This window comes from Micromonospora sp. URMC 105, from assembly GCF_051386295.1.
Taxonomy (GTDB): domain Bacteria; phylum Actinomycetota; class Actinomycetes; order Mycobacteriales; family Micromonosporaceae; genus Micromonospora.
Genome location: NZ_JBPQTL010000022.1, coordinates 56,329 through 68,138 on the forward strand (window position 1 = coordinate 56,329; position 11,810 = coordinate 68,138).

8 protein-coding genes are annotated in these 11,810 nt (G+C 75.5%); 7 read left to right on the plus strand and 1 reads right to left on the minus strand.

Going from position 1 to position 11,810, the window contains the following annotated elements; genetic code table 11:
- Window positions 1-4 precede the first annotated feature (4 nt).
- Window positions 5-3,439, minus strand: coding sequence for a fibronectin type III domain-containing protein (locus ACSNN7_RS10450; RefSeq protein ID WP_436680480.1), 3,435 nt, complete (start codon window positions 3,437-3,439; stop codon window positions 5-7).
- 271 nt (window positions 3,440-3,710) lie between these two features.
- On the opposite strand from ACSNN7_RS10450, the gene ACSNN7_RS10455 reads away from it, so the two are divergent.
- The 7 genes from ACSNN7_RS10455 (at window position 3,711) to ACSNN7_RS10485 (ending at window position 11,777) form a co-directional block, all read left to right on the plus strand.
- Window positions 3,711-4,142: a BlaI/MecI/CopY family transcriptional regulator gene (locus tag ACSNN7_RS10455; protein ID WP_436680481.1), complete on the plus strand. Its 432-nt coding sequence runs from the start codon at window positions 3,711-3,713 to the stop codon at window positions 4,140-4,142.
- Window positions 4,143-4,152: 10 nt separating this feature from the next.
- Window positions 4,153-5,058 (plus strand): M56 family metallopeptidase, encoded by a 906-nt coding sequence (locus ACSNN7_RS10460; RefSeq protein WP_436680482.1) that lies wholly within the window; start codon window positions 4,153-4,155, stop codon window positions 5,056-5,058.
- Between the two features lie 210 nt (window positions 5,059-5,268).
- The gene (locus tag ACSNN7_RS10465; protein WP_436680483.1) at window positions 5,269-6,519 is read left to right on the plus strand and encodes a cytochrome ubiquinol oxidase subunit I; all 1,251 of its coding nucleotides are present in this window, start codon (window positions 5,269-5,271) and stop codon (window positions 6,517-6,519) included.
- Between the two features lie 11 nt (window positions 6,520-6,530).
- Complete coding sequence (locus ACSNN7_RS10470; RefSeq protein ID WP_436680484.1) at window positions 6,531-7,538, plus strand: cytochrome d ubiquinol oxidase subunit II; 1,008 nt, start codon at window positions 6,531-6,533, stop codon at window positions 7,536-7,538.
- A complete protein-coding gene (gene cydD, locus ACSNN7_RS10475) occupies window positions 7,535-9,214 on the plus strand; it encodes a thiol reductant ABC exporter subunit CydD (protein WP_436680485.1) in 1,680 nt (559 codons plus the stop codon). The genes ACSNN7_RS10470 and cydD overlap by 4 nt, the downstream gene beginning before the upstream one ends.
- A complete protein-coding gene (cydC, locus tag ACSNN7_RS10480) occupies window positions 9,211-11,046 on the plus strand; it encodes a thiol reductant ABC exporter subunit CydC (RefSeq protein ID WP_436680486.1) in 1,836 nt (611 codons plus the stop codon). Before cydD ends, cydC begins: the two co-directional genes overlap by 4 nt.
- Window positions 11,047-11,105: 59 nt before the next feature.
- Window positions 11,106-11,777 carry a permease prefix domain 1-containing protein gene (locus ACSNN7_RS10485; RefSeq protein ID WP_436680487.1) on the plus strand — a complete coding sequence of 224 codons (672 nt, stop codon included), beginning with the start codon at window positions 11,106-11,108 and terminating at the stop codon, window positions 11,775-11,777.
- The last annotated feature ends 33 nt before the right edge of the window (window positions 11,778-11,810 follow it).

Below are 11,810 nucleotides of genomic sequence, written 5' to 3' on the forward strand. Positions count from 1 at the left end.
GGGGTCAGCGGCCCACCGCCAGCGCAATGATCTTGCGATCGAAGGTGATGGGCGAGGGTGCCGAACCGGAGGCCGCGTTGATCCGGTAGATCGTGCGGGAGCGGTCACCGGATTGGCACCCGAGGTAGAACACCGACTCGCTGTCGCGGGCCCAGGCGACCGGGTACCCGGTGCAGTAGTTGGCCGGCGTCAGGCTCCACAGCCTGGCGCCGGCCGGCGAGTACCCGTACAGCCGGCCGGAGTCGGTGCCGAAGGCGATCGTCGAGCCGTTGGGTGACCACGCGGCGGGGCTGAAGCCGTCGCTGCTGGAGCCGGTGTAGAGGGTCTTCTTTCCGCTGCCGTTGGTCGCGCTCGTGTACAGCGTCGGCGGCTGCGTCGCGGTGGTCATCGCCCACCGGTCGGTCGACGGGTTCCACGACGGCGGCCCGTCGGAGCGTTGCGTGGAGATGCGGGTGGGTGTGCCGCCCCCGGCGGACACGACGTAGATCCCGTCCGTGGGACAGGTGTACCAGCCGAAGCTGCTGCTTCGGCTGAAGCTGATGGTCGCGCCGTTCGGGGACCACACCGGGAACTTGTCGAAGGTGGGCTCGCCGCTGCACTGCCGGTCCTGGAAGGTGAGCTGGCGGTCCTGCCCGGTGGCCACGTTGCGGACGAAGAGCGGAAGCGCGCCGTCCGGCGCCCGACGCTGGTAGACGATCTCGGTGCCGGCCGGGTTGACCGCCATGCCGATCACTCCCCCGGAGAACGTGCCGCCGATCTGCCGCTTCGCACCGCCCCGATCGTCGGTCTGCACCAGCCGGAGAGACGAGTAGCAGTCGGCGCTCAGGCACTCCACGGCGTACAGGTGCTGCGGCCAGGGGGCGTGGGCGAGCACCTTGCGGTAGCGGAGGATCGACGGGTTGCTCTTGTCGAAGCCGAGCGAGGGCAGGGCGATGCCCGCCCCCGCGTCCAGACCCCCGGTCAGCGTCCACCACGGCTCGGCCGCCGGGTTGGCCGCGAGCTCCACCATGATGCCGGCCGTCAGGTACGGGCCGGCCAACCCGTACAGGAACAGTTCGAGCCGGGGGCCGACGCTCGCCGTCACCGACGCGCCACCGGAGAGGGTGGGCGGCGTGTAGCTGAAGCTGCTGCTGGTCTGGGCGATCGGGCGGAGACCGGCGTCGGACCAGGACAGCCCCAGCGTGCCGGAGGCGCGCTGGGTAGCAGCTGCGGTGACCTGCGCGCTGACCGTGCCGTTGGCGGAGAGGTAGAACTGCAGCTGCGGCGTGACCACCACCGGCACCGGCCCGACGTTGAAGGTGATCGGGGTGAACCGGATCGGGTGTGCCAGCAGGGCGACCGGGCCGAGGCGGCAGCCGCTGGCCGCCTGTGCGGTGGCGGTCAGCGAGGCGTCCTGGGTGAGAGTGCCGGTGAAGGTCGCCGATTTCACGGAGAACCAGCCCCACTCGACCGAGAGGTCGACGGACGGGCTGACGCTGACGTTTCCGACCACGCTGATCGAGCCACCGCCCGAGCAGCTCACCGCCCTGTTGATCGCCTGCCCGACCGCACTGACCGACTCGGCTCCGGTGAGGCGACGCTGGATCCGGTCCGGCGTCAGTGCTGCCCGACCAGGCCCGACCGCCGCGCCGGCGGGAACGACGTCCTCGGCGGAGAGCGGCGCCGACACCGAGAAGTGCCCGGCACCGAAGGCCTCCTGGAGGGTGGCCGGTTCGGTGGTGAGCACCGGTTGGCCCTGCTCGTCGGTGCCCGTGTCGGTGACCTTCACCAGCAGTCCGTCCGGGGTGGCCGGAGCCACGCCGGCGGTGAGCACCTCACCCACCTTCGGCACGGTCGCCTCCGGCGCCAGAACGATCTCGCGGGTGCCCTCGGGCGCGCCGGTCACGGCCTCGACGTCGCCCGGCTGGGCCTGCCGGGTGCTGCTGGGCGCCGCGCTGTCACCGAGGAAGTAGCCGACCACGTCGACCAGCACGTGCGTGGCGCCCGCGCGGTTGTAGACGAGCATCCGGCCGTCGGTACCGAGCGGGGCCACCGAGAGGTTCGGCACGGTCCTGCCCGCCGTGAAGTTGAGGTCGGACGCATCGGGTCGGGCGGTGAGTGACGGATAGACCGTCAGGAAGCCGGCGCTGGTCGGTCCGACGGCCGTGACGTTGGCGATGATTCCGGTCGGGGGAACCGGCGCAGTGGCGGGTGGCAGGCCGGCCTGTCCGGCCGCCGCGACGGGCAGTGACGCGCCCGCGGCGACCGGCGCCCTGGGAGCGCCCAGCCCGACGCGGGTGTCGACGACCCGGGTGGGTGGCACGCTGGCCAGGTAGCCGCCGCCGGCGGAGGGGTCCGAGCCGTCGCTGAACCATCCGGTCACGTCGACGACGAGCGGCGTCGAGCCGGCCCGGTTGGCGAAGCTGACCTTGCCGTCGCTGCCCACCGGCACGATCACCCGGTTCGCGACGACCTGCCCGGCCGCGAAGTTGACCGTCGACGCCGTCGGTTGTGGTCGACCCGCCGGAAAGGCCGTCACGAAGCCGGCGGCGGTCGACCCGGCCACGGTGGTGTTGAGCACCACCGCCGACACACCGGCCGCCGGCACCCCACCGGCGCCAGTCACCTGGAGGTCGAGCCGGCCGCCCGGCCCGGGTGTGGCGCCCCCGAGACCGACCCGCGTGTCGGCGAGCCGAGCGGGGCTGAGGCCGTGGAACAGGCCGGCGGCGGGTGAGGCGGAAGCGGCGGTGGAGAACCAGCCGGCGGCGTCGGCCACCAGCTGGGTCGTGACGGACGAGTACAGGACGACGGTGCCGCCCTGCCCCACCGGCACCACGACCAGGTTCGAGACCGTCTGACCCTTGAGGAAGTTGACGTTGGACGCCGTCGGTCGGGCCGTCCCGCCCGGGTACGCCGTCACGAAGCCGTTGCCCGCCGGCCCGGTGACCGTGACGTTCAGCGCCACGGCCGCCACGTCGGTCGCGGGAATGCCGCCCCGGCCCGTCACGGTGAGGGACACCTGCCGGGTGGCTCCCGTGGGCGAGCCCACCCCCGACCGGGTGTCGAGCAGCCGGGCCGGCGGGACGGCGGTGAGCGAGCCACCCGGAGCCGCGACGGTGACGGCCCGGTCCGCCGGGGTGGCGGACGACACGTCGGTGCCGGCCACCGCGACCACCTGTGCGACGTACGGGGTGTTCGGCCGGACGCCGGCCAGTACCGCCCGGTCCGCGCCGGCCGGGACGTCGAGGGACAGGCCGGCGGGAATCGTGCTGACGCGGTAACCGGTGATGCCCGTGGTGTCCGGCGGGGGCGTCCAGCTCACCCGGACGGCGAGGCCGTCGACCTCGGCGACCACGCCGGTGGGGGCGGCGGGTTCGGCCGCCGCCGCCGGCACCGCGCCGATCGGTACCAGCAGCGCCAGTGCGGACAGCACGACCAGGCAGCGAACGCGGACCCTCATGGTCGCCTCCTTCGCAGATTAGAGGTCGTCTATCAGGCGGAAGCGGTGTCGGAAAGACGCTGGTCCGGCACAGGACAGCGCCACCGATCAGGTCGGGCTGAACGGCTACGGCGGGCATCGATCGACTGTCGCCGCCCCCGCACTCATCGGCCGGTCCGGTCGCCCGACCGTCCGCCGCGGCTCGCCGGGCGATCAACGGCTTCGTGCCGTTGCGGCGGACCGGCACCCCGGGCGGGGCCGATCACCTACTACGGGAGGTAGGATTGGCGGCGTGACTCGGCTGGGTGATCTCGAACGTGCGGTGATGGACGTGCTGTGGGACTCGGTCCCCGCCACGTCGGACGGGGTGACCGTGCGCGAGGTCGCCGACGCCCTGGACGGCCGTGAACTGGCGTACACCACGGTGATGACCGTGCTGGACCGGCTCGCCGGCAAGGGCATGGTGCAGCGTGAGCGGGAGGGGCGGGCCTGGCGGTACCGGGCCGCGGCCAGCCGCGAGGCGCACATCGCCCAGCTCATGCTGGACGCGCTCGACCTCGGCGGGAGCCGGGACGCCGCGCTGGTCCGCTTCGCGCGGTCGGTCACCGGGACGGAGGCGGAGGTGCTGCGCGCGGCGCTGGGCGCCGAGGCGGGGCTGACCGACCGGGTCGAGGACCCGCGGGCCGGCCGGGCCCGGCTCGCCGACGAGGCCACGGAGAGGTAGGGCGGCAGCCATGGCCTTCGCCGTGCACTTCGCCGTGTCGATGCTGGCCTGCTACCTGACCGCGCAGGTCCTCGCCGGGTCCACCTGGACGTGGCGCGCTCCCCGGGTGGCGATCGTCTGCTGGCAGGCGGTCGGGCTGGCGGTCGGCCTCTCCGCGATGGGCCTGCCGATGGCGCTCGGCCTGGCGGCGTACGACCGGCCGACCGGCAGCGCCCTGATCGCCCTGGCCACCGACCTGAGTCACGGCACCCTCCCGGCCGGGCTGGGCGCCGAGCACCTGGGTCTGGTCGGCATCGGCTTCGGCATCGGCGCGGTGCTGCTCGCCACCACCGTGCGCAGCGTCCACGCGAGCGTCCGCGCCCAGCGCCGGCACCGGGACCTGCTCACCCTGGTCGCCCGGCGGGATCCCACCGTGCCGGGCGCGCTGGTGCTGGACCACCCGAGCGCCGCGGCGTACTGCCTGCCCGGGGTCCGGCCCCGGGTGGTGGTCAGCGCCGGCACCCTGAATCTGCTCGACCGGGCCGAGCTGGCGGCGGTGCTCACCCACGAGCGGGCGCACGCGCAGGAGCGGCACGACCTGGTGCTGCTGCCGTTCACCGCGCTCTGCCGGGCGCTGCCGTGGTTCCGCTGGGTGCGGGACGCGCACGAGCGGGTCGCCCTGCTGGTCGAGATGCGGGCCGACGACAAGGCCCGCGAGCTGCACGCCGAGGCCCCGCTGGCGGGTGCGCTGCGCCGCTTCGCCGCCTGCGGGGACCGGATCACCCCGGCGGGTGCGCTGGGCATGGGCGAGGGCGACCTGGACGCCCGGATGCAGCGACTGATGGTGGCCGACCGGCCGCCCCGCCTAATCGGGGCCGCCGCGCTGGCAGTGTCGGCCACCCTGGTCGCGCTGCCGATCTCCCTCTTCCTCAGCTGACACCGGCCGCTCTCCCCGGCAACCCCCGGCCCTGCTGACCGGCCGGGGGCCGGTCCATCCTGCGCTGCCGCCCGCCGGCTCTTCGGCGCATCGCCCCCACATCTACTACGACCTGTCGTAGCACCACCTACGACAACTCGTAGTAGACATACGTAGAGAAGCTACGTGTAGGATCGCTACGAAAAGCGAGCCAACTACTGGAGAGCGGTCATGGACACCCTGCTCCTCGCGCGCCTGCAGTTCGCCACCACCACCTCGATCCACTTCCTCTTCGTGGTGGTCACGCTGGGCCTGGTCACCCTGCTGGCGGGCCTGCAGACGGCCTGGTTCCTCACCGGCAACCCGGCCTGGGAGCGCCTGACCCGCTTCTGGGGCCAGCTCTACGTGATCAACTACGTGCTCGGCATCGCCACCGGCATCGTGATGGAGTTCCAGTTCGGGCTGAACTGGAGCGGCTTGTCGCGCTACGTCGGCAACGTCTTCGGGGCGCCACTGGCGATCGAGACGCTGGTCGCGTTCTTCCTGGAGTCCACGTTCCTCGGCATGTGGATCTTCGGCTGGCACCGGCTGCGCCGCGGGGTGCACCTCGCGCTGCTCTGGGGCGTCGCGCTGACCGCGTACGCCTCCGCGTTCTGGATCATGGTGGCCAACTCCTGGTTGCAGAACCCGGTCGGCTACGAGCTGCGCGACGGCATCGCCCACCTCACCGACTTCGGCGCGCTGCTGACCAACCCGTCCCTCGGCATGGCGTTCGGGCACGTGGTCGCCGCCGCGCTGCTCACCGGCGGGGTGCTGATGGCCGCGGTCAGCGCCTGGCACCTGATCCGCCGGACGCCGGACTTCGCGCTGTTCCGCACCTCGCTACGGATCGGGCTGGTCACCGCCGCGATCGCGGTCACCCTGGTGCAGGGCTTCGGCTTCGCCCAGTTCGGCCCGGTCGCGCAGGTGCAGCCCACCAAGTTCGGCGGCGGACCGGAGGCCGACGCCCTGGTCGCCGAGTGGACCGCCCGGTTCGGCCCCGGCGACTACAGCCCGCCGGCGCTCGCCGGCGTGGGCCTCGGCTTCATGATCCTGATCGGCTTCACCCTGGGCTGCGTCTGGCTGCTGCTCCCGCTGCTCTGGCGGGACTGGGTCATCCGGCTGCGCTTCCCGCTCTGGCTGATCCTGTTCGCCCTGCCGCTGCCCTTCGTCGCCGTGATCCTGGGCTGGATCGCCCGCGAGGTCGGCCGCCAGCCCTGGGTGGCGTACGGGCTGCTCCCCACCGAGCAGGCGGTCTCCGGGGTGGACGCCGGGCTGATGCTCGCCTCCCTGATCGGCTTCAGCCTGCTGCTCGGCACCCTCGCCGTCATCAACTGGGCGCTGCTCGCCCGGCACGCCGCCCGGGGCGCCGGCGACCCCGCGCTCGGCCGCCCGCCCGGCGGCCGGGACGACGACGCCCGCCCCGAACCCGCCTTCGCCTGAGGGAGAGCACCGTGGAACTCGCCTGGTACGCCCTGCTCGGGCTCTTCTTCGCCACGTACCTGGTCCTCGGCGGCTACGACTACGGCGTCGGGCTGTCGCTGGCCCGGGCCGGCGACCCGGCCCGCCGGCGCGCCGCGCTCACCGCGCTCGGGCCGTTCTTCCTCGGCAACGAGGTGTGGCTGGTCGCGGCCGTCGGCATCCTCTTCGGCGCCTTCCCCACGCTGGAGGGCGAGCTGCTTTCCGGCTTCTACCCGGCCGTGGTCGGGGCGCTGGCCGGGGTGATCCTGGTGACCGCCGGGGTGCAGCTGCGCAGCCGGCCGACGGTCGCGGCGACCCGGGCCCGCTGGGACCGGGTGGTGGTCGCCGGCAGCGCCCTCGCCGCGCTGGGCTGGGGCGCGCTGCTCGGTGGGCTGCTCCAGGGCGTACCCCGGCACGCCGACGGCCACGTCGCCGGGGTGAGCCACCTGGCCACCCCGTTCGCCGCCGCCGCCGGGCTCGCGATGCTCGCCCTGGTCGCCGTGCACGGTGCGACGTTCCTCACCCTCCGGCTGCCGGCCACCGACGCCGCGGCCCTCGGGCGGCTGGCCCGCCGGCTGGTCCCGGTGGCGCTCGCCGCGGTCGCCACGGCCACCGTCCTGGGCCTGCTCTCCGACCGGGTACGCGCCGCCGCGGCGCGACCGCTGGTCGCCGTACTCCTGCCGTTGTCGCTGGCCGCGGCGCTGCTGGTGGCGCGCGCGGCGCTGGACCGGGGGCGGCCCGGCGTGGCCTTCGCCGCCACCGGCGCGGCGCTGGCGCTGCCGGTGGCCCTGGTCGGCGCGACGCTCTGGCCCTGGGTGCTGGTCTCCACCGTCGACCCGGCCGCCTCCCTCAGCGTGGCCGACGCGGCGGCCAGCGGCCCGACGCTGCGGTTGCTGGGCTGGCTCGCGCTGCCGCTCCTGCCGGCCCTACTAGGCTTTCAGGCAATGTGCTGGTGGGTGTTCCGGGGACGGACCGACGGCAGGGCACCGGTGTACTGGTGAACCGCCGTCCCTTCGACCCGCGTCTGCTGCGTCGGGTCCCCGGGGCCCGGCGCGACCTCGCCGTGCTCGCGATCCTGGGCGGGCTCACCGCGCTGCTGGTCGTGGGGCAGGCCACCGCCCTGGCCGCGGTGCTGGCCACCGCCTTCGACGGCCGGCTCGACACCGTCGCGCTGGCCGGCTTCGTCGTCGCCGTGGGCGCACGGGCCACGGTCGCCTGGGCGCAGGGGACGGTGGCGGCGCGCGCGGCGGCCACCGTGAAGGCGACGCTCCGGGCCGACCTGCTCGCCGCCGTCGGCCGGCACGGGCCCGGGTGGGTCGCCGGGCAGCGCGCCGGTCAGCTCGCCACCCTCACCGGCCGGGGCCTCGACGCGCTGGACGCCTACTTCACCGGCTACCTCCCGCAGCTGGTGCTCAGCGTGACCGTGCCGCTGGCCGTGCTGGCCCGGCTGGTCTTCGCCGACTGGGGCTCGGCGCTGATCATCGCGCTGACCATTCCGCTGATCCCGGTCTTCGGCGCGCTGCTCGGCTGGCAGGCGCAGGCCGCCACCGAACGCCAGTGGCACCGGCTGTCGCTGCTCGGCGGGCACTTCCTCGACATGGTCGCCGGGCTGCCCACGCTGCGCGCCTTCGGCCGGGCCCGGGCCCAGACCGACGTGGTGCGCCGGATGGCCGACGGGCACCGGGTCGCCACCATGAAGACCCTGCGGATCGCCTTCCTCTCCGCACTGGTGCTGGAGCTGGTCGCCACCCTGTCGGTGGCGCTGGTCGCGGTGCCGGTCGGCATCCGGCTGCTCAGCGGCGGGATCACCCTCTCCACCGCGCTGCTGGTGCTGCTGCTCACGCCGGAGGCGTACCTGCCGCTGCGGGCGGCCGGCAGCAAGTTCCACGCCAGCATGGAGGGGCTCACCGCCCTGGACGAGGCGCTGACCGTCTCGGCCGCCCCGGCCGCCGCCGCACCGGCCGGCGAGCGCGCCCCGGCGCCGGACGGCCGCGGCGAGATCCGCTTCACCGACGTGACCGTGGCGTACGAGCGGACCACCGCGCTGCGCGAGGTCAACCTGACCATCCGGCCCGGTGAGCGGATCGCGGTCATCGGGCCCAGCGGCGCCGGCAAGAGCACCCTGCTCGGCCTGCTGCTCGGCTTCGTCACCCCCACCTCCGGCCGGGTCACCGTCGACGGCGTGGACCTCGCCGACGTCGACCACGACGCCTGGCGCCGGCAGGTGGCCTGGGTGCCGCAGCGGGCCCACCTCTTCGCCGCCTCGCTCGCCGACAACATCCGGCTTGGCGCCCCCGACACCCCGGACGCGGCGCTCGCCGACGCGGTCGCCGACGCCGCGTTGCAGGACGTGGTCGCGGACCTGCCCGACGGGCTGGCCACCACGCTGGGCGAGCGCGGCCACGGCCTGTCCAGCGGGCAACGGCAGCGGGTCGCGCTGGCCCGGGCCTTCCTCCGGGACGCCCCGCTGGTGCTCCTCGACGAGCCCACCGCCCGGCTCGACAGCGCCAGCGAGGCCGTGGTGCTGGCCGCCACCCGGCGACTGGTCGCGGGGCGTACCGCGCTGCTCGTCGCGCACCGGCCGGCGCTGCTCGAGGACGCCGACCGGATCCTGCGGGTCGAGGACGGCCGGGTCACCGAGCTGACCCCGACACCCGCCGGGGAGGCGAGCAGATGACCACCGGAGGCGTCCGCCCCGAGGGCCGGGACACCGGCGGCCCGACCCCGGCCGAGCTGCCGCCCTCGGGTCGCACCACCCGCTCCCGCCCCGGCGCGGAGCGGACGGTGCTGCGGCTGGCCCGGCCGTACCTGGGCCGGCTGGCCGGCGCGGGGCTGCTCGCCGCGGCCACCGAATTCGCCGGCCTGGCGCTGATGGCGACCGCCACCTGGCTGCTGATGAGCGCCGCCGGCCGGCCACCGCTGGACCGCCTCACCGTCGCCATCGTCGCCGTCCGGGCGCTCGCCATCGGCCGGGGCGTGTTCCGCTACACCGAACGGCTCGCCGGCCACGACGCCGTGCTCCGGATGATCACCGACGTACGGGCCCGGGTCTTCGCCACCCTGGCCGCCCGCCGGGGGCCCGCCGCCGAGCGGTCCGGCGACGCGCTGAGCCGGCTCGTCTCCGACGTGGAGGCCGTCCAGGACCTGCTGCTACGGGTGCTCGTGCCCGGGGCCGCCGCCGCGCTGGTGAGCCTGCTCGCCGTCGGCGGGGCCGCGCTGATCTCGCTCCCTGCCGCCGGCGTGCTCGCGGTGGGACTGCTGGTCGCCGGGGTCGCGCTGCCCGCGCTGGCCACCGCGCTGACCCGGCGGGCCGCCGACCAGGTCGCGCCGCTGCGCGGGGCGCTCGCCACCGACGCCGTCGACCTCACCCACGGCGTCGCCGACCTGGCCGCCTTCGGCGCCACCGGGTACGCGCTGCGCGCCGCGACCGACCGCGCCGACCGGCTGGCCCGGCTGGAACGCCGGCTCGCCGTGACCGGGTTCGCCGTCGACGCCGCCGGGGTGCTGATCGCCGGGCTGACCGCCGCCGGGGTGGTGCTCGCCGCGCTGCGCGCCGGCGTCGACGGGGTGCTGGTCGGCGTGCTGGCCGTCGGCACCCTCGCCGCGGTGGAGATCGCGCTGGCCCTGGTCGGCGCGGCCCGGCAACGCACCCAACTGCGCGCCGGCCTGACCCGGGTCGCCGCCCTGCTCGACACTCCCCTGCCTCCCACCGGCGCCGAGGGCGGCGCGACGCCGGCCGCCCGGCCCACCCACGACGTGCGGTTCGACGGGGTGACCGTCCGCTACCGGGAGGGCGCCGCCCCCGCCCTGGACGGGCTCGACCTGGACCTGCCGGCCGGCCGCCGGGTCGCCGTGGTGGGCCCGAGCGGCGCCGGCAAGAGCACCCTGGCCGCCGTGCTCACCGGCGCGGTGGACCCCGACGCGGGCCGGGTCACCCTGGACGGGGTGGACCTGTCGGCGTACCCGGCGGAGGACCTGCCCCGGGCGATCGGCGGGCTGCTCGCCGAGGCGTACGTCTTCCACGCCTCGGTCCGGGACAACCTGCTGCTCGGCCGACCGGCAGCGGGCGAGGAGGAGCTGGCCGCCGCGACCCGGGCCGCCGGCCTGCTCGACTGGGTACGCGAGCAGCCCGACGGCTGGGACACGGTGGTCGGCGAGGAGGGCGGACAGCTCTCCGGGGGGCAGCGGCAGCGGCTCGCCCTGGCCCGGGCGCTGCTCGCCGCCCCGCCCGTGCTCGTGCTGGACGAGCCGACCGAGGGGCTCGACCCGGCCGCCGCCGATGCGGTGCTCGCCTCCGCGCTCGCCGCCACCCCGGCGGGGCATTCCGTGCTGCTGATCAGCCACCGGCTCAGCGGCCTCGACGGGCTGGACGAGATCGTGGTGCTCGACGCCGGGCGGGTGAGCCAGCGTGGCCGGCACGCCGAGCTGGTGGCCGCCCCCGGCTGGTACCGCGACCAGTGGCTGCTCCAGGCGGCGGCCGAGCGCGGGTACCTCGCCCTGGCCCCCTGAGACCGGTTCCGGGAATCTCCCCGACGCGCCTACCGGTCCGCCCGTGGCAGGGTGGCCCCATGCGGGGGTTCGAGGACGTACGGGTGGCGGACCGGCTGCGCGAGCTGGACGACCGGCTGCGCGGGCCGGCCCGGCTCAAGGCGGAGCTGATGGTCGAGCTGCGGCACGCGCTGGACGACGCCGCCGAGGCGTACCGGGAGGGTGGGCTGTCGGCGGCGGAGGCGGAGCGCCGGGCGGTGGCCGAGTTCGGCGCGCCGGCCCAGCTGGCACCGGCCTACCAGGCGGAACTGGCGGCGGCGGCGCTGCGGGGGCTGTCCGTACGGGCGTTCGCGGTGGCCCTGGTCCTGCTGGTCGCCGGCGACCTCACCTGGCGGGGTTCCAGCTGGAGCGGCGGCCCGCCACCGCCCGCCGGCTACCAGCTCCTCTCCGCCTCGGTGAACTGGGTCTGGCTGGGCGTGGCCGGCTTCGCCCTGGCCGCGCTGGTGCTCGGGGCGGGCGCGGCGCGACGCGGCCGGGCCGAGGTGCCGGTGGCCGGTCGGCTGGTGGGGCTGGGCCTGACCGGCGCGCTGGCGCTCGGTGCGGTCGTCGGGGTCGCCCTGTTCGCCTGGTCGGTGCAGCTCTGGGACGCCGCCCTGACCTGGCCTCCGATGATCATTGGCGCGCTGCTGGTCGGTGCCGGCTACTTCTCCCTCGCCCGGGCCGCCCGCTGCTGGCTACGCGCCGCCCGCTGACCCGCTCCGCCCCGACGCGCACCGGGCCCGGCC